The organism is Nocardioides sp. 503, from assembly GCF_004522095.1.
Lineage (GTDB): Bacteria > Actinomycetota > Actinomycetes > Propionibacteriales > Nocardioidaceae > Nocardioides.
In genome coordinates this window covers 43484-66739 of the sequence record NZ_SPUI01000004.1, presented here as the reverse complement: position 1 = coordinate 66739, position 23256 = coordinate 43484, and the positions used below count along the sequence as shown (strand labels likewise).

Here is a 23256-nt window from a genome sequence, read left to right as displayed (position 1 = left end):
CGGGCGGCGTACCGCGCCACCATCAAGCACCGCACTAGGAGGAACGAAGATGACGAGCCGACGACGCATCATCACCGGCCACACGGCCGAGGGGGAGTCCCGGGTCGCGAGCGACCGCCTGGTCGACCCGCTCACCTCGCCCGGGCTGCCGGGCGTCGAGATGCTGTACCTGTGGGGCACCGACGAGCCCCGCACCTACCCCGACGACGGCGAGGAGCCGCGCTGGACGCAGCACTTCCCGCCGGTCGGGGGGCTCCGGTTCGTCACCTTCACCCTGCCGCCCGCGGGCTTCGAGGCGCCGGAGGGCAAGGACTCCGACGAGGCCCAGGCGCACGCCCGGGCCTCCTTCCCGGGGCTGCTCGAGACCTACCGCGAGGACCAGCCCGGCATCCACACCTCCGACACGACCGACGTCGCGATGGTGCTGTCGGGCGAGGTCGTGCTCGGCACGACCGACGGCGTCGAGACGGTGCTGCACGCCGGCGACACGGTCGTGCAGAACGGCACGGCCCACAGCTGGACCAACAAGTCGGATGTCCCGGTGGAGATGCTGTTCGTGCTCTCGGGCGCGCGGCGGGAGGGCGACGCATGAGCGCCGGGACCGGCCGCGCGGCCGTGATGAGCGAGTACGGCGCCGACTTCGAGGTGCGGGAGTTCCCCACCCCGACGGCGTCGGCCGGTCAGCTGGTCGTGGAGATCGAGACCGCGACCGTGTGCGGCTCCGACGTCCACGCCTGGCAGGGCCACCTCGCCCTGCCCGTCGACCCGCCGCTGATCCTCGGCCACGAGATGACCGGCCGGATCGTGGAGATCGGCGACGGCGCCGAGGTCGACAGCGTCGGCCAGCCGCTCGCGCTGGGCGACCGCGTCGTCTGGGCGCACGTGCCGTGCGGCCACTGCCACGAGTGCACCGTCGAGCGCCAGCCGGTGCTCTGCTCGAAGCGCTTCATCGCCTACCTCACCAGCTGCGCGGTGCCGCCGCACTTCACCGGCACCTTCGCCGAGTACGGCGTGGTGCGCGCGGAGGCCGGCCGGGTGCGGGTGCCGGACGCGGTCGAGTCCGGCTGGGCCTCGGCGGGCAGCTGCGCGCTGCGGACCGTCGTACGCGCCATGTCGCTGGCCGGCCCGATCGACACCACCGACACCGTCGTCGTGCAGGGGGCCGGCCCGCTCGGGCTCTTCGCCACCGCGATGGCCTCCCTCCACGACCCGCGCAAGCTCGTCGTGGTCGGCGGCCCCGAGGACCGGCTCGAGCTGGCGCGGGAGTGGGGCGCCACCGACACGGTGCTCGTCGACCCGGCCGGCGACCCCGCCGACCGCATCGAGGAGGTGCTGCGCGTGACCGGCCGCGGCGCCTCGGTGGCCTTCGAGCTCGCCGGCGCGCCCGGCGCCGTCTCCGAGGGCGTGGCGATGATGGCCCGCAACGGCCGCTACGTCGTCATGGGCACCCTCGGCGGCGACCCGCAGCCCATCAACGTCGCCACCCTGGTCACCCGCGGCATCACGATGGTCGGCTCGATGAGCGGCGAGATCGGCGACTACCACGTCGCCATGCAGCTCCTCGAGCGCTACCGCGACCGTTTCGACTGGAGCCGGATGCTCGGCAAGACCTACGGCCTCCACGAGCTGGCCGACGCCATGGCCGCCATGCGGCGCATGGAGGAGATCAAGCCGGTGATCGACCCCAGGCTGCACCCCACGCGAGAGGACGAGAAGTGAGCACGCACACCACGGAGGCGGGCCTCGGCTCTCTCCACGACGCGCTGCAGGACCACGACGCCGCGCTGCCCGAGCGCTTCCCGCTCGACATCGGCGGCGAGCTCCAGGACCCCGAGCGCTGGAACGACGACCTGGACCCGGCCACCACCGACGTCCTGGCCAGCGTGGGCACGGCGTCGCCCGCCGAGGTCGACCGGGCCGTCGCCGCTGCCCGCGCCGCCGCACCCGCGTGGGCCGCGCTGGCGCCGTCCGAGCGCGGTGCCCGGCTCCGTCAGCTGGGCGCGCTCGTGCGCCGCGACGCCGAGGTGCTGTCGCGCCTCGAGACCCGTGACACCGGCAAGCCGCTCGCCCAGGGCCGCGCTGACATCACCGCGGCCGCGCGCTACTTCGAGTTCTACGGCTCCGTGATCGAGGGCTTCCTGGGCGACTCCATCCCGCTCGGGCCGCGCTCGCTGGCCGTCGTGGAGCGTGAGCCCCACGGCGTCACGGCCCACATCGTGCCGTGGAACTACCCGGCCCAGATCACCGCCCGCTCCGTCGGCGCGGCCCTCGCGGCCGGCAACGCGACCGTCGTCAAGCCGGCCGACGAGGCACCCCTGGTGGCGCTCGCCTACGCCCGGCTGGCGCGCGAGGCCGGCATCCCGGCCGGCGTGCTGAACGTCGTGCCCGGCGGCGCCGAGGCCGGCTCCGCCCTCACCGCCCACCCGGACGTCGACCACGTGTCCTTCACCGGCTCGGTCGCGACCGGGCGCGCCGTGGCCCGCGCGTGCGCCGACCGCGGTCGCCCGTCCCTGCTGGAGCTGGGCGGCAAGTCCGCCCACCTGGTGCTCGAGGGTGCCGACGTCGAGCGGGCCGCGCCGGTCATCGCTCGCGCGCTGCTCCTGCACGCCGGGCAGACCTGCACGGCGGGCACCCGCGTGATCGTGCACGAGTCGCTGCACGGCGAGCTCGTGCGCGCGCTCACGCCGTACTTCACGGACGCCACGATGGGTCCCGGCCTCGGCGACCCCACCGTGGGCCCGGTCGTGTCGGGCCCGCAGGCCGAGCGCATCGGCGGCTTCGTCGAGCGCGCCACCGGCGCCGGCGCCCGGATCATCGCGCAGTCCCCGATGGTCGACGGGCTGCGAGGCTACTTCGTGGCGCCGACGCTGTTCGACGAGGTCGCCCAGGCCACCGAGCTGTTCTCCGAGGAGGTCTTCGGGCCGGTGCTCGCGGTGACCACCGTCGGCTCCGACGTCGACGCCGTCACCGCCGCGCACCACAGCCGCTACGGCCTGTCGGGCGCGGTCTGGTGCCGCGACATCGACCGGGCGATCCGGACGGCGCGCTCGCTCGACGTCGGCCAGGCCTACATCAACGGCTACGCGCCCGGCGGCGGCGTCGAGCTGCCGTTCGGCGGGTCGCGCGACAGCGGCTACGGCCGGGAGAAGGGCGTGGAGTCGCTGCGCGAGTTCACCCGGACCCGCACGCTGTTCGTGGACGTCGCCGCGCCGTGAGCGACGTCCTGGCTCTCGGGCTCCCCAGCGTCACCGGCGAGCCCGGGATGCCGGGACGGGTCGACGTCTACGAGGTGGGGCCGCGCGACGGGCTCCAGGCCGAGTCGCGCGTGGTGCCGGCCGCCGACAAGGTGCGCTTCGTGCGGGAGCTGGTCGCCGCCGGGCTGGGGACCGTCGAGGCGACGAGCTTCGTCTCTCCCCGGTGGGTGCCCCAGCTGGCCGACGCCGCCGAGGTGATGTCCGGGTTGGGGGACGACCTCGAGCGGCACCCCGTCCTGGTCCCGAACCTGAAGGGCCTCGACCGCGCCGTCGAGGCCGGCGCGAGGTCAGTGGCGGTCTTCGTCAGCGCCACCGACACCTTCGCCCGGCGCAACCTCGGCATGGACCGCGACCAGGCGCTGCGGACGGCCGACGAGGTCGTCGTCGCGGCTCGGGCGCTGGGACTGCGCGTGCGGGGCTACGTCTCGATGTGCTTCGGGGACCCGTGGGAGGGTCCGGTGGCGGCCGAGACTGTCGCCGAGGTGTCGGCCCGGCTCGTGCAGGCCGGCTGCGCTCAGGTGTCGCTCGGCGACACCATCGGCGTGGGCACCGCCGGCCAGGTCGGGCGGCTCGTCGACGCGCATGCCTCGGCGGGCGTGGGCGCCGACCTGCTGGCCCTGCACTTCCACGACACCTACGGCCAGGCGCTCGCCAACGTGCACGCCGGGCTGCTGGCCGGCGTCACCTGCTTCGACTCCTCGGCGGGCGGCCTCGGCGGCTGCCCGTTCGCCGGCTCCGCCACCGGCAACCTCGCCACCGAGGACCTGCTGTGGATGCTCGCCGGACTCGGCATCGAGACCGGCGTCGACCTGCCCGCGGTCGTGGCCGCCGGTCGCCGCATGTGCGACCTGCTCGGTCGGCCGCTCTCGCGGGTGGCCGCCGCGCTGACCTGACCGCTCAGAGCCAGCCGTTGTCGTCGGCGATGCGGACGGCCTCGGTGCGGTTGGCGGCCAGCGTCTTGCCGATCGCTCCGGACAGGTGGTTGCGGACGGTGCCCTCGGAGAGGTGGAGCTGGCGGGCGACGGCCGCGACGGGTGCGCCGCCGCGGGAGGCGCGGAGCACCTCGGCCTCGCGGCGGCTGAGCGGTGACTCGCCGGCAGCGAGGCTGTCGGCGGCGAGGGTGGGGTCGACGACGCGGAGGCCGGCGTGCACCCGGCGTACGGCGTCGGCGAGCTGTGCCGCGGGGGTGTCCTTGACGACGAACCCGGACGCGCCGGCCTGCATCGCGCGGCGCAGGTAGCCCGGTCGGCCGAACGTCGTCACCACGAGCACCCGGGTGCTGGGCAGCGCGATGCGCAGGGCGGCGGTGGCGGCGATGCCGTCCATGCGCGGCATCTCGACGTCGAGCACGGCGACGTCGGGGCGGTGCTCGAGGGCGGCCGGGACGACCTCGTCGCCGGCGCCGACCTCGGCGACGACCTCGAGGTCGGGCTCGAGCCCGAGCAGGGCGGACAGCGCGCCGCGCACGAGGGCCTGGTCGTCGGCGAGGAGGAGCCGGATCGTCGCGCTCATGCCAGCACCACCTGGAGCGAGAAGCCGGGGGAGAGGCGGCGGGTCTCGACGGTCGCGCCGATCGCGGCGGCGCGCTCGCGCAGGCCGAGCAGTCCCGAGCCCGGGCCGTCGGCGGCCGGGCCGTCGCCCGCGCCGTCGTCGCGCACCTCGGCGCCGGTGGCGGAGAGCCGGACCTCGCAGGTGCGGGCGCCGGAGTGGCGCACGACGTTGGTGACGCCCTCGCGCACGGTCCACGCGAAGAGCTCGCGGGCGTCGGTCGGCACGTCGTCGACGGAGCCGGGGAGCACCGCGTCGATGCCGGCCGCCTCGAGCACCATGCGCGCGCGGCTGAGCTCGCCGGGGAGGGTGACGTCGCGGTAGCCCGTCACCGCACGCCGTACGTCGGCGAGCGCGTCGCGGCTGAGGCGCTCGAGGTCGGCGACCTCCGCGCGGGCCCGGTCGGTGGCGGCGGGCGAGTCGTCCTGGAGCAGGCGGCCGGCGAGCTCGGCCTTGACGGTGATCACGGTCAGCGAGTGGCCCAGGATGTCGTGGAGGTCGCGGGCGAAGCGGCTGCGCTCGTGGTCGACGGCGAGGCGGGCGTTCTCCTCCTGGGCGCGCAGGAGCTCGTAGTTGCGCGAGACGACGGTGCGCACGCCGAGCACGGCCACCGACGCGGCGAGCAGGCCGAACAGCAGCCCGGCCGGGCTGCCGGCGTCGGTGACGTGGAAGAGCACGAGGTCGGCCACGACGAGGGCGCCCACGACCGGCGCCGCCTGGCGCAGGGGCAGGACCATGATCGCGCCGACCGCGATGAACGGTGAGCAGGCGGCGCCAATCGGCCCGATGAGGGCGACCATCGCCACCCCCAGGATCATCAGCGCCCCGAGGTAGACCAGCGCCCGCGACAGCCCCGGACGCCCGCGCATCTCGCGGCCGTCACGGGCGCCCAGCCACAGGGCGAGGTAGACCAAGGCGAAGACCAGGGTGGTGAGGATGCCCAGCATGCCCCGCAGCTCGTCGCGGTGGTCCCAGGCCTCGGTCAGCGGCTCGAGCAGGAAGAAGAGCCAGATGCCGGCGAAGAACGGAGCCGCCCGCCCGATGTGGGAGCCCGGGGGCGCCGGCTCGGTCGTGCTGCTCACGCTCGTCACCGTAGTGCCGCTCAGACCCGCGCGGTGTCGCGGCTCATGCGCCACGCCGCCCCGACCACGAAGATCACCAGCCAGCCGACCGCGTTGGGCACCGCGCCCCAGGCCAGGTCGCCCGTCAGCGGGGCGCGGCTGATCTCCGCGACGCCGAACATCGGGGTCCACTCGGCGATCTTGTAGACGACCGAGCCCTCGTCCATGGGGATGAACACGTTGCCGAGGAAGGCGAGGATCGCCAGGCCGGGGCCGAGCACCTGCATGGCGTTCTCGCCGGGCACGAGGTAGCCGACGAAGACGCCGAGCGCCGCGAACACCAGCACGCACAGCAGGGTCAGGGCGCCGCAGGCGACCCAGGTGCCGAGCGCCATCGACGGCTTGCCCTGCGCGACGCCCACCAGGTTGACCGTGGTGATGGCGACCGCGCCGAGCGCCAGCGCGACCAGCGCCTTCGTCACGACGTACGCCGCCGGGTGCAACGGCGTCAACCGCAGCTGGCGCGACCAGCCCAGGGCCCGCTCGGTGGCGACCGTCGCGCCGCCGGCGGCGGCGATCAGCGCGGCGCCGTAGAGGGCCATGGAGACCATGACGTAGGCGGCGACGTTGCCGTTGCCGACGCTGTGGTCCCAGTCGGACTGGCTGCCGAAGGAGAGGAACAGCGCCGCCGGGAAGACCAGGGCGAAGAAGAGCGTGCGCCGGTTGCGGAGCATGCGCCGCAGCTCCAGGCCCAGCACGGTGGTGTTGAAGCCGCCGAGCGGCGGGACGCGTCGGTCCGTGATGGCGGGGCCGGTGCGAGGGGGAGTGGTGAGGCTCATGCGGGACGCTCCTGGGTGAGGGTGAGGAAGGCGTCCTCGAGGCCGCGGGCGGTGATCTCGAGGTCGCGGGCGGGGGTGTGGGTGAGCAGGTGGCGGGCGACGGCGTCGCTGTCGTCGGCCTGGACGAGCACGTGCTCGCCGCGGACCTCGACCGAGTCGACCCCGGGCAGGTCGCGCAGCGCGCTGAGCTCCGCCAGCGAGGGCGCGGGCAGGGTGGCGCGGACGGTGCGGCCGGAGGCCAGCGCCCTCACCTCGGCGCTGGTGCCGTCGGCGACGATCCGGCCCTGGGCGACGAGCACGATCCGGTCGGCGTACTGGTCGGCCTCCTCCAGGTAGTGGGTCGCGAAGACGACCGTGCGCCCCCGCTCGGCGTCGCGGCGCACCGTCGACCAGAAGGAGCGCCGCGCCTCGACGTCCATGCCGGTCGTGGGCTCGTCGAGGAGGAGCAGGGCGGGGTCGGGCAGCAGGGCCAGCGCCACGCGCAGCCGCTGCTGCTCGCCGCCCGAGCACTTGGCGACGACGCGGCCGGCGATCGCGGTGATGCCGGCGTCCTCCATCACGGCGTCGACCGGCCGGGAGTGGGGGAACAGGCTGGCGACGTACTGGACGGTCTCGCGCACGGTCAGGTCCTTGAGCAGGCCGCCGGACTGCATCACCGCGGAGACGAGCCCCCGGGAGACCGCCTCGCGCGGCTCCAGTCCGAGCACCTCGACCGTGCCGCTGGTGGGCCGTCCGAGGCCGAGCACCATGTCCAGGGTCGTGGTCTTGCCGGCGCCGTTGGGGCCGAGGAACGCGACGACCTCGCCGGGCTCGATGCGCAGGTCGATGCCGCGGACGGCGTGGACGTCACCGAAGCTGCGGGTGACGCCGGAGAGGAGCAGCGCGGCGCGGCCGGGCTCGGTCGTGGGGGGCCGGGCCTCGCCGGCGAGGGGGGTGGTGGTCATGCCTCCAGCGTGGTCGCGACGGGGCCCCGTCGCCTCGCCTGCGCGTCACGGGTGCGTCGTGACAATTGTCAGGAGGCTCAGCCCAGGAGCAGGTAGGTGGCGAGCCCGAGGCCGGCGAACCCGATGCCGATCCGCAGCGGCTTCTCGGGGAGCACCCGCACGAGCTGCGGGCCGATCCAGCCGCCGACCAGCGAGCCGCTGGCGAGCGCGGCCGCGGCGGCCCAGTCGACGGGCGCCACGACCATGTAGGCGATCGCGGCGACGAGGTTGGCGGTGCTGGTGGTGACGTTCTTGACGGCGTTGGTGATCGCCAGCGGCTCGGTCGTGCGCAGCGCCAGCGCGGCCAGCATGATGATGCCGGCGCCCGCGCCGAAGTAGCCGCCGTAGACTCCGATCGAGGCGACCACGAGGTGGCCGCGCCACCGGCTGGCGGCCGTGGGCTCCTTGCGCCGGGCGAGCGACCAGGCCCGCAGCCGGTCGCCGAACAGCAGCAGCAGCGCGCCCAGCGCGACCAGCCACGGCACGACCGCCTCGAAGACCGACGGGTCCGTGACCAGCAGGAGCGTGGCGCCCACCGAGCCCCCGGCGCCGCACAGGACCATCAGCGTGCGCAGGCGCCGCCACTGCCCGACCAGCTCGCGCCGCGAGCCGATCGTGGTGCCGACCGCGTTGCCCAGCATGGAGGTGGTGTTGGTGACGTTGGCTGCCAGCGGCGGCAGGCCGGTGGCCAGCAGCGCGGGATAGCTGATCAGCGACGCCAGCCCGGCGACGGACCCGGTCAGCCCGGCCCCGACCCCGGCGAGCGCGACGAGCAGCGCCTCGCCGGTGCTCACCCGCGCGTGGTGGGGGCGAGCAGCTCCGGCACGGGCGTGAGGAGCTCCCCGCGCGCCATCCAGCTCTCGAGGTTGTCGAGCGTCAGCCGGACCATGGCGGCCCGGGTCTCGACGGTGCCGCTGGCCAGGTGCGGCAGCAGCACCACGTTGTCCAGGTCGAGCAGGGCCTGGGGCACGTGCGGCTCGTCGGCGAAGACGTCGAGCCCGGCGCCGGCCAGACGGCCGGAGAGGAGAAGGTCCACGAGAGCATCCTCGTCGACGACCGATCCGCGGGCGACGTTGACCACGAACCCGTCGCTGCCCAGCGCCTCCAGCACGGCGCGGTCGACCAGGTGCGTCGACGCCGGCCCGCCCGAGGTGGCCACCACCAGCAGGTCGACGGCCTCGGCGAGGGCGACCGGCGTCGCCAGGTAGGGGTATGGCGAGCCGTCGAGCTCGTGCCGCGAGTGGTAGCTGATCGCGCAGCCGAACCCCTCGAGCCGCCGCGCGATGGCGAGGCCGATCCGGCCCAGCCCGAGGATGCCGACGCGGGCGCCGGAGATCCGGCGGGTCAGCGGGTAGTCGCCGTCGGTGGGCCACGCGCCGCGACGGACGTACCGGTCCGCGGCGGACAGCCCGCGCATGGCGTCGATCGCCAGGCCCACGGCGGTGTCGGCCACGCAGTCGGTCAGCACGTCGGGGGTGTGGGAGACCGCGATCCCGCGCTCCACGGCGGCCGCGACGTCGGTGGTGTCGTAGCCGACGCCGAAGCTCACGACGGCGCCCAGGGCCGGCAGCCGGTCCATCAGCGCCCGGTCCACGCCGAACCGACCCGAGGTCACCACCGCCGTCACCTGGCCGCCGTGCTCAGCCAGGTAGGCCTCGCGCTCGGCCGCCGCCGTGGGCAGCACGCCGGCGTCGTACGTCGCCGCGAGCTGCTCGGCCAGGGCGGGCTTGAGCGCGCCGACCTGAAGCACGCGCGTCATGCGCGCACGAGGCAGGGCCGCTTGGGGTCGAAGGTCCAGCCCGGCACGAGGTACTGCATCGCGATCCCGTCGTCGCGCGCCCCGAGGCCGTGCTCGCGGTAGAGCTCGTGGGCGGCGGCGACCTTGTCGCGGTCGAGCCGGACGCCGAGGCCCGGCGTCGTCGGCACCTCGATCGCGCCGTCGCGGATCTGCGGCGGCTCCTGGGTGAGGCCCTGGCCGTCCTGCCAGATCCAGTGCGTGTCCAGGGCGGTGATCTCGCCGGGGGCGGCGGCGCCGACCTGGGTGAACATCGCCAGGGAGACGTCGAAGTGGTTGTTGGAGTGCGAGCCCCAGGTGAGGCCGAAGTCGTGGCACAGCTGCGCGACGCGCACCGAGCCCGCCATCGTCCAGAAGTGCGGGTCGGCGAGCGGGATGTCGACGGCGTCGGTGCGGATCGCGTGCGCCAGCTGGCGCCAGTCGGTGGCGATCATGTTGGTGGCGGTGCGCAGGCCCGTGGCGCGCTTGAACTCCGCCATCACCTCGCGACCCGAGTAGCCGCCCTCGGCGCCGCACGGGTCCTCGGCGTAGGCCAGGACGTGGTCCTGGCCCTTCAGCAGCCGCACGGCGTCGGCGAGCAGCCAGCCGCCGTTGGGGTCCAGCGTGATCCGCGCGTCCGGGAAGCGCTCGTGCAGGGCCGTGACCGCCGCCACCTCCTCCTCGCCGGGCAGCACGCCGCCCTTGAGCTTGAAGTCGGTGAAGCCGTAGCGCTCCTGCGTGGCCTCGGCCAGCCGGACGACGGCCTCGGGGGTGAGCGCCTGCTCGCGGCGCAGCCGCTCCCAGTCGTCGGCGCCGTCGGGCTCGCGCAGGTAGGGCAGGTCGGTGGCGTCGGGGTCGCCGACGTAGAAGAGGTAGCCCAGCATCGGCACGTGCGTGCGCTGTTGGCCGTCGCCGAGCAGCTCGGCCACCGGCACGCCCTGCTCCTGGCCGGTCAGGTCGAGCAGCGCAGACTCCACCGCGGTCACGGCGTGCACGGTGGTGCGCAGGTCGAAGGTCTGGAGCCCCCGTCCGCCGGAGTCGCGGTCGGCGAAGCGCCGGGCGACCTCCCGCAGCAGCGAGCGGTACGTCGCCACCGGCCGGCCCACGAGGAGCTCGGCCGCGTCGACGACGGTCGACCGGATCGCATCGCCGCCGGGCACCTCGCCCAGCCCCTCGCGGCCCTCGCTGTCGGTGACGATCACGAGGTTGCGCGTGAAGTACGGCGCGTGCGCGCCGCTGAGGTTGAGCAGCATCGAGTCGTGGCCCGCGACGGGGACGACCTCGACCTGCGCGATCGTGACGCTCATTCGGGGCCCCCGCAGAGTTGTTCGGGGGAGCGCAGCGGAGGAGAAGAACTCTGTGGGGTGAATCTCATGGCAGCCGGAGGTCGCCGTCGACCAGGCGCACCAGGCCCCACGGGTTGTCGTCGCGGACGGCCTCGGGCAGCACCGAGTCCGGGACGTCCTGGTAGGCCACCGGGCGCTGGAACCGCTCGATCGCCAGGCTGCCGACCGAGGTGGTGCGGGAGTCGGACGTCGCGGGGAACGGGCCGCCGTGGACCATGGCGTGGCCCACCTCGACGCCGGTCGGCCAGCCGTTGAAGAGGATCCGGCCGACCTTGAGCTCGAGCACCGGCAGCAGCGCACGGGCGGCCTCGGCGTCGGTGTCGGTCGCGTGCACGGTGGCCGTGAGCTGGCCCTCGAGCCGCTCCAGGTGGGGCAGCAGGTCGGCGGCGTCGTCGAAGCGGACGACCACGCCGGAGTAGCCGAACACCTCGTCGATGACCGGCCCGGCGAGCGTCGTGGCCTCCACGAGCTGGGGCGCCGGCGCGTCGGTGCCGGCGTCGTCACCCTGGGCGACGACGCGCACGCCGCCGGCGCTGCGCAGCGCGTCGGTGCCGGAGCGGTAGGCCTCGGCGATGCCGGGGGTGAGCATGACCGTGCCGCTGGCCTGGGCGACCGCCTCGCCGGCGGCCGTCAGGAACGCGTCGCCGTCGGGGCCGGCCGGCAGGAAGAGCAGGCCGGGGTTGGTGCAGAACTGGCCGGCACCCAGCGTGAGCGATCCGACGTACGCCGCCGCGAGCTCGGTGACGTCGCCGCCCAGCGCGCCGGGGAGGACCACCACGGGGTTGATCGAGGACATCTCGGCGTAGACCGGGATCGGCTCGGGACGGGCGGCCGCAGCGGCGACCAGCGCGAGCCCCCCGCCGCGCGAGCCCGTGAAGCCCACGGCCTTGATGCGCGGGTCGGTGACCAGCGCCTCGCCCAGCTCGTAGCCGGGGCCTAGCAGGAAGGAGAACGTGCCCGCAGGCAGACCGCAGGACGCGACCGCGCGGCCGACGGCCTGCGCGACGAGGTAGCCGGCGCGCGGGTGGGCCGGGTGGCCCTTCACCACGACGGGGCAGCCGGCGGCGAGTGCGGAGGCGGTGTCGCCACCGGCGGTGGAGAAGGCGAGCGGGAAGTTGCTGGCACCGAAGACCGCCACCGGGCCCAGCGGGACCTGGCGCTGACGGATGTCGGCGCGCGGCAGGGGAGCGCGCTCGGGCAGGGCGGGGTCGATGCGCACGCCGAGGTGGTCGCCGCGACGGGCCACACCCGCGAAGAGGCGGAGCTGGCCGGTGGTGCGCCCGACCTCGCCCGTGATGCGTCCCACCGGGAGGTGGCTCTCGGCGACGGCCGCCTCGATGATCGCGTCCTTGTCGGCCTCGATCTCGGCCGCGACCGTCTCGAGGAAGGCGGCGCGCTGCTCGGGGGTGGTGGCGCGGTAGCCGGCGAACGCCTCGGCGGCGGCCGTGGTGGCGGCGGCGACGTCGGGCTGGTCGGCGTCGACGCCGGCGATGATCGAGCGGGGCTCAGTCATGTCGTCCTCTCGGGAGGTCGTGCGGTGGGCGATCAGGAGATGCGGGCGATCAGCTCGCCGAGCTCGGCGACCTCGTCCTCGCGCAGGTCCACGAGCGGCGGGCGGACCGGGCCGGCCGGGCGGCCGATGGCCGTGAGCCCGCCCTTGACGATCGAGACGGCGTAGCCGGCGGTGCGGTCGCGGATGTCGAGGTAGGGCAGCACGAAGTCGTTGAGACGACGGTAGACCTCGTCGCGGTCCTGGGCGCGCACGGCGTCGTAGAACTCGATGGCCCAGGCGGGCGCGAAGTTGAAGAGCGCTGAGGAGTAGGTGCTCACGCCGAGCTGCAGCAGCGGCAGCGCGAAGGTCTCCGCGGTGGGCAGGCCGCCGACGTAGATCAGCCGGTCGCCGACGCGGGCGTAGGTGCGGGTCATCTGCTCGATGCTGCCCACGCCGTCCTTGAAGCCGATCAGGGTCGGGTTGCGGTCGGCGATCGCCGCGACGGACACGTCGTTGAGGACCGCGTTGGCCCGGCTGTAGACGACGACGCCGAGACCGGTGGCCGCGCAGACCCGGCTGACGTGCTCGACCAGGCCGGCCTGGCTGGCCTCGGTGAGGTACGGCGGCATCAGCAGCAGGCCGTCGGCGCCCGCGGCCTCCGCGGCCTTCGCCTGGGCGATCGCGTTGAGCGTGCTGCCCGTGGCGGGCGCGAGCACCGGCACGGAGCCGTTGACCTCGGCCACGGCCGCGCGGACCACGCGGTCGGTCTCCTCGAACGTCAGCGAGAAGCCCTCGCCGGTCCCGCCCGCGGCGAACAGGCCCGCGACCGGGTGCTCGGAGAGCCAGGCCACGTGCTTGCGGTAGCCGCCCTCGTCGAGCTCGAGGTCGTCGGTGAAGTGCGTGACCGGGAAGGAGAGGAGGCCGCTCTTGAGCTGGGCGGCCAGGTCGGTGGGGCTGTAGTCGGTCACAGAGGTTCCTTCGTCGCGGGGGGAGTGACGACCACCACGCTAGGAAGTCCGACGATGCCTGTCCAAGCCCGTTTTTGCATTCAGCGATGCCCGGAGGGCATCCACGTCGGGCGGCTCACGGCGCCGCCGGGTCGATGGCGTCCAGCACCCGTCGTACGACGGGGGAGACGCCGCGCCGCGACCAGATCGCGTGCAGCTCGACGGGGCGCTCGGGGTCGGCGTCGAGACGGGTGTCGCCGCCGCCGCTCGCGAGCTCGCGGAACACCACGCCCTCGACGTGCAGCGAGGCGGCCGAGGCCGGTGCGAACGCCAGACCTCGCTCGGCGGCGGCGAGCAGGATCGCGGTCAGGACCTGGTGGACACGCTGCTCGATGCGCGGGTGGGCGTTGGCGAGGAAGCGCACGGCCAGCTCGGCGAAGTAGCGCGACTGCTCGGGGTGGTAGCCGATGACCGCCTCACCGTCGAAGTCCTGCGGGGTGAGCGGCCGGTCGAGACCGGCCAGGGGATGGGCCTCGGGCAGGACGGCCATCAGGGGCTCGCGCACCACGACGCGCGACGAGAGCAGGGTGGTGTCGAACGGCGGCCGGGCCAGTCCGATGTCGAGCTCGCCCCGGCGGATGCCGTCGACCTGCGCCAGGGTGACCCGCTCGGAGAGGCGCACCTCGACGTCGGGCAGCTCGGCGGTCAGCCGGCGCAGGAGCGGTCCGAGCACGGCGATCGCGGAGACCGCGGTGAAGCCGAGCCGCACGACGCCGGCGGCGCCCGCGTCGACGCGGCGGGCCAGGTCGCCCGAGCTCTCGACGAGGTTCAGCATCCGGTAGGCCTCGATGAGGAACGCCGCGCCGGCGCCGGTCAGCGCGACGCGGCGGTTGTCGCGCTCGAGCAGCTTGGCGCCCACCGCCTTCTCGAGTCGCTGGATCTGGCGCGACAGGGGAGGCTGGGTCATCTGCAGCCGTTCGGCGGCCCGTCCGAAGTGCAGCTCCTCCGCGACGGCCACGAACACGCGGACCTGGTCGAGGGTCATCACGATACCGAGACTAGATCACTCCATGCCCAAACGGGCTTGGACGGGCATCGTTGATCGTCCTTAGTGTCAGTCGTCACAAGGACCACGACCAGAGCTCGACTCCCCAAGGAGCCACATCATGCGCAAGTCCACCACCACCTGCCTGGCGGCCCTCGCCGGCGTCGCGAGCCTGGCACTGACCGCGTGCGGCGGTGTCTCGAACACGGCCGGCGGCGGCAGCGACTCCGGTGACTACCCGCAGGGTGCGGTCGAGATGCCGGTCGGCGCGTCCGCCGGCGGGTCCTCCGACCTGATCAGCCGCCAGATCTCCGAGGGTCTCTCCGACGAGCTCGGCGGCTCCTTCCCCGTGATCAACCGCGAGGGCGCCAACGGCGCGCTCGCCGCCGCCGAGGTCGCCAAGGCCAAGGCCGACGGCTCCACGATCTCGGTGCAGAACGCCTCGCTCTTCGCGATCACGCCCCTCGCCGTCAGCGAGGACGAGGTCACCAGCATCGACGACTTCGAGGTCGTCCAGGGCGTGTCCCGCGACGACTACGTCCTCGTCGCCAGCAAGGGCAGCGGCTTCAAGGCGATCGACGACTTCGCGAACGCCGACGGCAAGATCACCTACGGCACGACCGGTGTCGGCACCGGCGCCCAACTCGCCTGCGCGCTGACGTTCAAGGTCGACGACACCCCCGCCGAGGCGATCCCGTTCGACGGCGGTGCCCCCGCGCTGACCGCCCTGCTCGGCGACCAGGTGGACACCGCCTGCCTGCAGGTCGGTGAGGCCATCGAGAACATCGAGGCCGGCAAGATCGTGCCGCTGTCGGTCTTCGGCCCCGAGCGCGTGGAGTTCCTGCCCGACGTGCCCACCGCCCAGGAGCAGGGCCTCGACGTCGAGGTGGCCCAGTACCGCTTCATGACGGTGCCGAAGGGCACCCCGCAGGACGTGCAGGACGCGATCGCCGAGGCGATGCAGGCGACGTTCGAGAAGGAGGAGTACCAGGCCTTCAACAAGCAGAACAACCTGACGCCCCTGGAGATCTCCGGCGACGAGGTCCTCGCCATGCTGGAGGAGGACAAGCAGCGCTACGCCGACCTGGTCGAGGAGTACGACATCGACCTGGGCGACGCCAGCTGACGTCCCGCCCCACCCTGCCCGAGCAAGCCCAGAGCGAGTCCAGAGACGAGGGACCATGAGCGAGCGCGACACCCGCACCGGCGAGCCGGACATCCTGGCCGAGCTCCAGGCCGAGGTCGCCCAGGACCTGGCCGACGAGCGGCCCCCGGTCGGCGGCCCGGCCTACCAGGTGGTGGCGGCCCTCGTGGTCCTCGCGTTCGGCGTCGGCGCGGCCGTGCTCGCCCACGGCTACGGGCTCGGGTCGCTCCGGCGGCCCGGCCCCGGGCTGTGGCCGTTCGTGGTCTCGATCCTGGTCGCCGTGCTCGGTGTGGTCCTGCTCGTCATCGGGCGTCGCCTCGACGACGCCGAGAAGTTCACCAGGGCCAGCTTCCTGGTGCTGGCCGGCGGGGCGACGTTCGTCGGGCTCGGCATCCTGATGCCCACCATCGGCTTCGAGATCCCGGCCGTGCTGCTCGGCATCGTCTGGCTCCGCTTCCTCGGCGGTGAGACGTGGCGCAGCACGATCGTCGTGTCCATCGCCACGACCGCCGCGTTCTACCTGCTCTTCCTGTACGCCCTGAAGATCCCGCTTCCCCACCTGTTCTGACCCGAGAGGAGACCCCGATGGACTGGAACGCCTTCCTCGACGGCTTCGCGGTCGTGACCGAACCGACCAACCTGCTCTACTGCCTGATCGGCGTCCTGATCGGCATGCTCATCGGCGTGCTGCCGGGCCTGGGCCCGGCCGCCACGATGGCGATCCTGCTGCCCATCGCCTACAACGCCGGCGACCCGGTCTCGGCGATCATCATGCTCGCCGGCATCTACTACGGCGCCCAGTACGGCGGCACCATCACCTCGGTCCTGCTCCGCATCCCCGGTGAGGCCAGCTCGGTGGTGACCGTCTTCGACGGCTTCGCGCTCGCCAAGCAGGGCAAGGCCGGCACCGCGCTCGGCATCGCCGCCATCGGCTCCTTCGTCGGTGCCACGATCTCGATCATCGGCCTGACCTTCCTCGGCCCGGTCATCGCCGGCTACGCCCTCGACTTCGGTGACCCCGAGTACGCCGCCCTCGCGCTGCTCGGCGTCCTGCTGGTCGCCACGGTCGGCAACGGCCACATGGTCAAGGCCCTCGTCGCCGCGGCGGTCGGGCTGCTGCTCGCCACCGTCGGCGCCGACAGCTTCACCAGCGCCAACCGCTTCACGTTCGACACCCTGCAGCTCCAGGGCGGGATCGACTTCGTCGTCGTCGCCATGGGCCTCTTCGGCGTCGGCGAGATCCTCTACAACCTCGAGGAGCGGCACGGCAAGATCCACGTGCCCGCCGCGATCGCCAACATCTGGCCCTCGCGCAAGGACCTCAAGGAGGCCGGACCCGCCATCGGCCGCGGCTCGGTCATCGGGTTCTTCCTCGGCGTGCTGCCCGGCGGCGGCGCGGTCATGGCCTCCCTGGCGGCGTACGCCGCCGAGAAGCGCGTCGCCAAGGACCCCTCGCGCTTCGGGCGCGGCGCCATCGAGGGCGTCGCCGGCCCCGAGTCGGCCAACAACGCCGCGGCCACCTCGTCCTTCATCCCGCTGCTCACGATCGGCATCCCGGCCAACGCCTCGATGGCGATGCTGTTCGCCGCGCTGCTCGTCGTCGGCGTCACGCCCGGGCCCCAGCTGATCGACGAGAACCCCGAGCTGTTCTGGGGCGTCATCAACTCGATGTACATCGGCAACCTGATCCTGCTGGTGCTGAGCATCCCGCTCGTCGGCATCTTCGTGAAGATCCTGCGGGTGCGGCCCGCGATCCTGGCCCCCATCACCGCGCTCATCACGATCCTGGGCGTCTACACGATCAACAACTCGGTCTTCGACATCTTCCTCATGATCGGCTTCGGCATCCTGGGCTACCTGATGAAGAAGACCGGCTTCGAGCCCGGGCCGCTGGTGCTGGCCTTCGTCCTCGGGTCGCTGATGGAGTCGAGCTTCCGCCGCTCCATGCTGATCTTCGACGGCGACCCGACGGGCTTCGTCACCCGACCGATCTCCGGGACGATCCTGGCCTTCCTCCTGCTCGTGCTGCTGCTGCCCCTGCTCAGGAGGGTCCTGCGGCGCCGCGTCACCGAGACCATCGAACCCGACCACCACGACGAGAAAGCTGAGCTGCGATGACCGTCCTCATCGGCTACGTGCCCACCCCCGTCGGGGAGGCGGCCCTCGAGGCCGGCCTCGCCGAGGCCGCCGTCCACGGCGACGACGTGGTGATCCTCAACAGCCCGCGCCGCGGCTCCACCGTCGACGCCGACCTGGTCGACCACGAGACCGACGAGGCGCTCGTCGCCCGCGCTGCGGCCGCCGGCGTGACCGCGCGGGTCGACCACGCCGAGCACGGCTCGGACGTGGTCGCGACCTTCGAGTCCGTCGTCGCCGAGACTGGCGCCCGCCTGATCGTGATCGGCATGCGCCGCCGCAGCCCTGTGGGCAAGCTGGTGCTCGGCAGCGACGCCCAGCGGATCCTGCTCGAGGCCAGCGTCCCGGTGCTGTCGGTCAAGCCCTCCGCATGAGCGCTTCGCGCATCAGCCGGGTCGTCGTGACCCCGGTCGCCTTCGGCGACCCGCCGTTGCTCAACGTCGTCGGCGTGCACCAGCCGTGGGCGCTGCGCGCCATCGTCGAGGTCCACACGGACTCCGGCCTGCTCGGGCTGGGGGAGACCTACGCCGACGAGACGCACCTGGCCCGGCTCGAGGCGGTCGCCGGCGTGCTGCCCGGCCACGACCCCTACGACCTGCACGGCCTGCGCCGGCTGGTCGCCGAGGTGCTCGGCCGCGAGACCGGCGGGGCCGGGGCGTCCTTCGGCGGGATGCTGGACGTCTCCTCGGCGCTCGCCACCGTCTACTCGCCTTTCGAGGTCGCCTGCCTGGACCTGCAGGGTCGCGAGGTCGGCCGCCCGGTGAGCGACCTGCTCGGCGGCGCGGTCCGCGAGCGGGTGCCGTTCAGCGGCTACCTCTTCTACAAGTGGGCCGGCCACCCCGGCCTCCCCGAAGACGCCTGGGGGGAGGCGCTGGACCCCGACGGCATCGTCGCGCAGGCCGCACGCATGGTCGAGGGCTGGGGCTTCGGCTCGCTCAAGCTCAAGGGCGGGGTGTTCCACCCCGACGAGGAGTGCGCGGCCGTCGAGGCCCTGCGGGCGGCGTACCCCGACCTGCCGCTGCGCCTGGACCCCAACGGCGCCTGGACCCCCGAGACGTCCGTCCGGGTCGCCGAGCGGCTGGGCGGCGTCGTGGAGTACCTCGAGGACCCCACCCCCGGCATCGACGGCATGTCGTACGTCGCGGCGCGCACCGACGTGCCGCTCGCGACCAACATGTGCGTGATCGCCTTCGAGCACCTGCCGCCCGCCGTGGAGGCCGACGCCGTGCAGATCGTGCTGTCCGACCACCACCTGTGGGGCGGGTTGCGCGCCTCCACCCTGCTCGCCGGCATGACCGACACGTTCGGCATGGGCCTCTCCATGCACAGCAACTCCCACCTCGGCGTCTCGCTGGCGGCGATGGTGCACCTGGCCGCGGCCACGCCCAACCTCACCTACGCCTGCGACACCCACTACCCGTGGAAGACCCAGGACCTGGTGACGCCCGGGGTGCTGGACTTCGAGGGCGGGTCGGTGGCGGTGCCGACGGGTCCCGGCCTCGGCGTCGAGCTGGACCGCGACCTGCTCGGCGTGCTGCACGAGCAGTACCTCACGTGCGGGGTGCGCCGCCGCGAGGACACCGTCTACATGCGCTCGATCGACCCGTCGTTCACCCCCAACACCGCGCGCTGGTGACCTCAGGCTGAGCGGCTGCCGCCCGACATCAGTCGCCGGCGGGTGTTGCCGAGGTGGACGCGCATGGCCGCCCGCGCGGTGTCGGCGTCCCCGGCCAGGACGGCGGCGCCGACGTTGTCGTGCTCGCGCCGGACCCGCTCCACGTGGGCGGCGTCGGTGTGCGAGAACTCGTCGGGCAGGCGCGTGCGCGGCAGCATGATCATCATCGGGCCGAGCGAGTCGAGCAGGTCGAGGTAGAAGCGGTTGCCCGTGGCCGCGGCGACCGCGCGGTGGAAGGCGAAGTCGGCCTCGACCGCCTCGCCCGGCTCCGCGGCGGAGAAGGCCTCGAGGGCCGCCCGGACCTGCTCGGCGCCCTCGGGGGTGAGGTGGGTGGCGGCGAGGTAGGCCGCCTCGCACTCGATGCCGAGGCGGAAGTCGAGCATGGCGAGCACGTCGTGCTGGGTGCGGATGGCCGAGGCCTCGACGCGGAACGTCGTCGGCTCCGGCACCGCGAGCACGAACGAGCCTCGCCCCTGGAAGGTCTCGACGAGCCCCTCGGCGCGCAGCCGGGTCACCGCCTCGCGGACCACGGTCCGCGAGACGGCGTACTCGTCGATGAGGTCGGCCTCGGAGGGCAGCTTCTCCCCGGGGGCGAGCGTGCCGTCGAGGATCCGGGACTTCAGACCCACGACGACCCGCTGGGCGAGCGTGGTGGTCACGCGCCGAACGTAACCGTGTCCTCGGTGTGGGAGCGCATCGACTCGCTCAGCGTGAAGCCGAGACCCGGACGGTCCGGGACGAACATCTGCCCGTCGCGGATGTCGATGCGCTCGTCGAAGAGCGGGTTGAGCCACTCGAAGTGCTCGACCCAGGGCTCGGTCGGGTAGGCGGCGGCGAGGTGGAGGTGGATCTCCATCGCGTAGTGCGGCGCGAGCGCCAGGCCCGCGTGGGAGGCGAGCGTGGCGAAGCGCAGGAACGGCGTGATGCCGCCGATGCGCGGGGCGTCGGGCTGGACGATGCCGCGGTAGCCGGCGTCGATCAGGGCCATGTGCTCCGGAACCGACGTCAGCATCTCGCCGGTGGCGATGGGGGTGTCGAAGGTGCGCGACAGGTCGGCGTGACCGACGGCGTCCCAGGCGTCGAGGGGCTCCTCGATCCAGACCAGGTCGAACTGCTCGAGCTCGCGGCACATCCGGCGGGCGCGGGCGCGGTCCCACTGCTGGTTGGCGTCGACCATCAGCGGCGTGTCGCCGAGGTGCTCGCGGATCGCGGCGACGCGGCGCAGGTCCTCCTTCCAGTCGGGCTGGCCGACCTTGATCTTGATCCCGCCGATGCCGGCCTCCAGCGAGGCGGTCGACTTCTGCTTGATCTCCTCGACGGAGGCCTGCAGGAAGCCGCCGGAGGTGTTGTAGACGCGGCAGGAGTCGCGGTGCGCGCCCAGCAGCTTGGCCAGCGGGAGGTCGGCGCGGCGGGCCTTGAGGTCCCACAGCGCGACGTCGAGCGCGGCCACGGCCTGGGTCGCCACGCCGCTGCGGCCCACCGAGGCGCCGGCCCACATCAGCGACTCGTAGACCTTGGCGATGTCGGAGGGGTCCTGGCCGATCGCGACCTCGGCGACCTCGGCGAGGTGGCGGTACTGCGCCGGTCCGCCGGCGCGCTTGGAGTAGCTGAAGCCCATGCCCTCGTGGCCCTGCTCGGTCTGGACCTCGACGAAGAGCAGGACGGTCTCGGTCAGCGGCTTCTGGCGCCCGGTGAGCACCTTGGCGTCGCTCACGGGGGAGGGGAGCGGCAGGACGACGTGGGAGAGCTTGAGGGAGCGGATGCGGTCGGCGGGCATGGGGTGGTCTCCTCGGAGGACGTACTTGTATGATGAGTTATGAAGTTATCGTACGAGTAGCGAGGAGTCCAGGTGCGCACCACCTCCGTTCCGTCCCGCCGTCGCGTGCCGCGATGGGGAGACGTCGAGCCCTTCCTCCGGACCCGACCGGTGCGGCTGGGCGCGGCGGGGCGGATCGCCCGGTCGCTGAGCGTTGACGACCTCGAGCGCCTCGCGCGGCGGCGGGTGCCCGGGGCCGTGTGGGACTACGTGCACGGCGGCTCCGACGGCGAGCTGGCGATGACCCGCAACCGGCAGGCCTTCGAGCGCGTCGAGCTGCGGCCCACCGTGTTCGGCCAGGTCGCCGAGCCCGATGTCAGCACCACGATCCTCGGGCGGCCCGCCGCGGCCCCGATCGTGCTGGCCCCCACCGGCTACACCCGGCTCAGCCACCACACCGGCGAGCGGGCGGTCGCGGCCGCAGCGGCGGAGGCGGGCCTGCCCTACACGTTGTCGACGTACGCCACCACCTCGATCACCGACACCGCACGGGCCGCTCCCGGAGGCCGCAACTGGTTCCAGCTCTACCTGATGAAGGACCGGGCCGTCAGCCTCGCGCACCTCGCCGAGGCGCGGGAGCAGGGCTACGAGGCGCTGATGCTGACGGTGGACACGGCCGTGACCGGGATGAAGCGCCAGGACAAGCGCAACGGCTTCGCGATCCCGCCGCAGCTGACCGCGCGCACGCTGGCCGGCCTGGCGCGACACCCCGGCTGGGTGGCCCACATCCTCAGCACGGAGCCGCTGCGCTTCGCGACCTTCCCCGAGGGCTCGACCTACGGGCGCTGGGGGATGTCCAACCAGCTCCGCGAGCAGGCCATCCGGCCCCACGACATCACCGTGCTCAAGGAGCAGTGGGGCGGGCCGGTCGTGGTCAAGGGCGTGCTCTCGGTCGACGACGCGCGGCAGGCGGTGGCCGCCGGCGCGGACGCCGTCGTGCTGTCCAACCACGGCGGGCGCCAGCTCGACCGCGCGCCCGTGCCGCTGGAGCTGCTGCCGTATGTCGTCGACGCGGTCGGCGACCTCGCCGAGGTCTACCTCGACTCGGGGGTCCGCTCCGGCGGCGACGTCGTGGCGGCCCTCGGGCTGGGCGCGCGCGGCGTGCTGGTCGGGCGGGCCTACCTCTACGGGCTGATGCTCGGCGGCCAGGCCGGCGTCACGGCCACCCTGGACCTCCTCGTGGACGAGCTGCAGCGGGCGATGTGCCTGCTCGGCACGCCGGACGTCGCGAGCATCGGGCCCCAGCACGTGCGGCTGCGACCGTCGTGACGGGCCCGACATGGGCCTGCTGACCGGCTTCAGCACGATCCTCGTGGTCATCCTGTGCGGGGTGGGGCTGGCGCACGCGCGCGTGCTGGACGCGCGCTCCCAGCGCACGCTCGGCGAGATCGCGTTCTTCGTGGCGAGCCCCGCGCTGATGGTGACGACGATCAGCGAGGTGGAGTTCGCCGGCGCCGCGGTCAACCTCACCGCCTCCGCCGCGTCGCTGGCGGCCGCGTTCGGCGTCTACGTCCTGCTGGCGCGCCGGTGGCGGCAGGGGGTGGGCGCGACCGTGGTCGGTGCGCTCGCGTCGTCGTACGTCAACGCCGGCAACCTCGGCATCGCCATCGCGGCGTACGTCGTCGGCGACATCACGGTCGTCGTCCCGACCCTGCTGGTGCAGATGCTCGTCGTGCAGCCGCTGGCGCTCGCGGTGCTGGACCGTCGCGCGGGCCGGGGGACCGGCGTCCTCGCGATCGTGCGGCGGCTGGTCACCAACCCCCTGACCATCGCCGCGTCGGTCGGTGTCGTGCTGGCGGCGACCGGGTGGCGGCTGCCGCTCGTGGTCGACCAGCCGGTGCGCCTGGTGGCCGGCGCGGCCATCCCGCTCATGCTCATCTCCTACGGCGCGGCGCTGCGGCTCAGCCCCCTGCCGGGGCGCACCGGCCACACCCGCGAGGTCGTGGCCGTGTCGCTGCTCAAGCTCGCCTTCATGCCGGTGGTGGCCTGGGCCGTCGGCACCGGCCTCGGGCTCGACGGCACCGCCCTGCTGGGCGTCGTGCTCACCGCCGCGCTGCCCACGGCCCAGAACATCTTCCTGCACGCGACGCGCTACGACGTCGGCACCGACCTTGCTCGCGAGAGCATCCTGGTGACGACCGTGTGCAGCCTCCCGGTGGCGCTGCTCGTCGCCGTCCTGCTCGGCTGACCGTCCCC

General features: G+C 73.6%; 23 protein-coding genes. 11 read left to right on the top strand and 12 right to left on the bottom strand.

The window, feature by feature from the left end; genetic code table 11:
- The first annotated feature begins 49 nt into the window (after window positions 1-49).
- Genes E4622_RS14125 through E4622_RS14110 form a run of 4 tightly spaced genes read left to right on the top strand, consistent with a single transcriptional unit; the run spans window position 50 to window position 4147 of the window.
- Window positions 50-592 carry a cupin domain-containing protein gene (locus tag E4622_RS14125; RefSeq protein ID WP_134740885.1) on the top strand — a complete coding sequence of 181 codons (543 nt, stop codon included), beginning with the start codon at window positions 50-52 and terminating at the stop codon, window positions 590-592.
- Complete coding sequence (locus E4622_RS14120) at window positions 589-1719, top strand: zinc-binding dehydrogenase (RefSeq protein WP_134740884.1); 1131 nt, start codon at window positions 589-591, stop codon at window positions 1717-1719. Before E4622_RS14125 ends, E4622_RS14120 begins: the two co-directional genes overlap by 4 nt.
- Entirely contained in the window at window positions 1716-3215 is a 1500-nt protein-coding gene (locus tag E4622_RS14115) for an aldehyde dehydrogenase family protein (protein ID WP_209021950.1), read from the top strand. Before E4622_RS14120 ends, E4622_RS14115 begins: the two co-directional genes overlap by 4 nt.
- On the top strand, window positions 3212-4147 hold the full coding sequence (locus tag E4622_RS14110; RefSeq protein ID WP_245156033.1) for a hydroxymethylglutaryl-CoA lyase: 936 nt from the start codon (window positions 3212-3214) through the stop codon (window positions 4145-4147). Before E4622_RS14115 ends, E4622_RS14110 begins: the two co-directional genes overlap by 4 nt.
- A gap of 4 nt (window positions 4148-4151) precedes the next feature.
- Here E4622_RS14110 and E4622_RS14105 read toward each other — a convergent pair whose 3' ends face one another.
- The 10 genes from E4622_RS14105 to E4622_RS14060 form a co-directional block, all read right to left on the bottom strand.
- The gene (locus E4622_RS14105; protein WP_134740883.1) at window positions 4152-4766 is read right to left on the bottom strand and encodes a response regulator transcription factor; all 615 of its coding nucleotides are present in this window, start codon (window positions 4764-4766) and stop codon (window positions 4152-4154) included.
- On the bottom strand, window positions 4763-5884 hold the full coding sequence (locus E4622_RS14100; protein ID WP_209021949.1) for a sensor histidine kinase: 1122 nt from the start codon (window positions 5882-5884) through the stop codon (window positions 4763-4765). The genes E4622_RS14105 and E4622_RS14100 overlap by 4 nt, the downstream gene beginning before the upstream one ends.
- 20 nt (window positions 5885-5904) lie before the next feature.
- A complete protein-coding gene (locus E4622_RS14095; RefSeq protein WP_134740882.1) occupies window positions 5905-6702 on the bottom strand; it encodes an ABC transporter permease in 798 nt (265 codons plus the stop codon).
- Window positions 6699-7646: an ABC transporter ATP-binding protein gene (locus E4622_RS14090; RefSeq protein WP_134740881.1), complete on the bottom strand. Its 948-nt coding sequence runs from the start codon at window positions 7644-7646 to the stop codon at window positions 6699-6701. Before E4622_RS14090 ends, E4622_RS14095 begins: the two co-directional genes overlap by 4 nt.
- Before the next feature lie 77 nt (window positions 7647-7723).
- Window positions 7724-8479: a sulfite exporter TauE/SafE family protein gene (locus E4622_RS14085; RefSeq protein WP_134740880.1), complete on the bottom strand. Its 756-nt coding sequence runs from the start codon at window positions 8477-8479 to the stop codon at window positions 7724-7726.
- Window positions 8476-9444, bottom strand: coding sequence for a 2-hydroxyacid dehydrogenase (locus E4622_RS14080; RefSeq protein WP_134740879.1), 969 nt, complete (start codon window positions 9442-9444; stop codon window positions 8476-8478). The genes E4622_RS14085 and E4622_RS14080 overlap by 4 nt, the downstream gene beginning before the upstream one ends.
- On the bottom strand, window positions 9441-10766 hold the full coding sequence (locus E4622_RS14075; RefSeq protein ID WP_134740878.1) for an enolase C-terminal domain-like protein: 1326 nt from the start codon (window positions 10764-10766) through the stop codon (window positions 9441-9443). Before E4622_RS14075 ends, E4622_RS14080 begins: the two co-directional genes overlap by 4 nt.
- A 64-nt stretch (window positions 10767-10830) precedes the next feature.
- Complete coding sequence (locus E4622_RS14070; protein ID WP_134740877.1) at window positions 10831-12318, bottom strand: aldehyde dehydrogenase (NADP(+)); 1488 nt, start codon at window positions 12316-12318, stop codon at window positions 10831-10833.
- Between the two features lie 32 nt (window positions 12319-12350).
- Window positions 12351-13265, bottom strand: coding sequence for a 5-dehydro-4-deoxyglucarate dehydratase (kdgD, locus tag E4622_RS14065; protein WP_134740876.1), 915 nt, complete (start codon window positions 13263-13265; stop codon window positions 12351-12353).
- A 115-nt stretch (window positions 13266-13380) separates the two neighbouring features.
- On the bottom strand, window positions 13381-14289 hold the full coding sequence (locus tag E4622_RS14060; RefSeq protein ID WP_245156082.1) for a LysR family transcriptional regulator: 909 nt from the start codon (window positions 14287-14289) through the stop codon (window positions 13381-13383).
- A 121-nt stretch (window positions 14290-14410) separates the two neighbouring features.
- Between E4622_RS14060 and E4622_RS14055 the strand changes: the two genes are divergently transcribed.
- From E4622_RS14055 to E4622_RS14035, 5 genes are read left to right on the top strand one after another with little or no spacing between them, the layout of a single operon-like run.
- Window positions 14411-15415 (top strand): tripartite tricarboxylate transporter substrate binding protein, encoded by a 1005-nt coding sequence (locus E4622_RS14055; protein ID WP_134740874.1) that lies wholly within the window; start codon window positions 14411-14413, stop codon window positions 15413-15415.
- A 55-nt stretch (window positions 15416-15470) separates the two neighbouring features.
- On the top strand, window positions 15471-16001 hold the full coding sequence (locus tag E4622_RS14050) for a tripartite tricarboxylate transporter TctB family protein (protein ID WP_134740873.1): 531 nt from the start codon (window positions 15471-15473) through the stop codon (window positions 15999-16001).
- Between the two features lie 17 nt (window positions 16002-16018).
- Window positions 16019-17551 carry a tripartite tricarboxylate transporter permease gene (locus E4622_RS14045; RefSeq protein WP_134740872.1) on the top strand — a complete coding sequence of 511 codons (1533 nt, stop codon included), beginning with the start codon at window positions 16019-16021 and terminating at the stop codon, window positions 17549-17551.
- Window positions 17548-17943 carry a universal stress protein gene (locus E4622_RS14040; protein ID WP_134740871.1) on the top strand — a complete coding sequence of 132 codons (396 nt, stop codon included), beginning with the start codon at window positions 17548-17550 and terminating at the stop codon, window positions 17941-17943. Before E4622_RS14045 ends, E4622_RS14040 begins: the two co-directional genes overlap by 4 nt.
- On the top strand, window positions 17940-19205 hold the full coding sequence (locus tag E4622_RS14035; protein ID WP_134740870.1) for a glucarate dehydratase family protein: 1266 nt from the start codon (window positions 17940-17942) through the stop codon (window positions 19203-19205). The genes E4622_RS14040 and E4622_RS14035 overlap by 4 nt, the downstream gene beginning before the upstream one ends.
- A gap of 2 nt (window positions 19206-19207) precedes the next feature.
- Here the strand turns inward: E4622_RS14035 and E4622_RS14030 are convergent, their stop codons facing one another.
- Together E4622_RS14030 and E4622_RS14025 are read right to left on the bottom strand one after the other, a co-directional pair.
- Window positions 19208-19903, bottom strand: coding sequence for a FadR/GntR family transcriptional regulator (locus E4622_RS14030; protein ID WP_134740869.1), 696 nt, complete (start codon window positions 19901-19903; stop codon window positions 19208-19210).
- Window positions 19900-21021 (bottom strand): mandelate racemase/muconate lactonizing enzyme family protein, encoded by a 1122-nt coding sequence (locus E4622_RS14025; RefSeq protein WP_134740868.1) that lies wholly within the window; start codon window positions 21019-21021, stop codon window positions 19900-19902. Before E4622_RS14025 ends, E4622_RS14030 begins: the two co-directional genes overlap by 4 nt.
- A 72-nt stretch (window positions 21022-21093) precedes the next feature.
- Here E4622_RS14025 and E4622_RS14020 point away from each other — a divergent pair, with 72 nt between their 5' ends.
- Window positions 21094-22329: an alpha-hydroxy acid oxidase gene (locus E4622_RS14020; protein WP_134740867.1), complete on the top strand. Its 1236-nt coding sequence runs from the start codon at window positions 21094-21096 to the stop codon at window positions 22327-22329.
- A 10-nt stretch (window positions 22330-22339) separates the two neighbouring features.
- Window positions 22340-23248 (top strand): AEC family transporter, encoded by a 909-nt coding sequence (locus E4622_RS14015; RefSeq protein ID WP_134740866.1) that lies wholly within the window; start codon window positions 22340-22342, stop codon window positions 23246-23248.
- Window positions 23249-23256 lie beyond the last annotated feature (8 nt).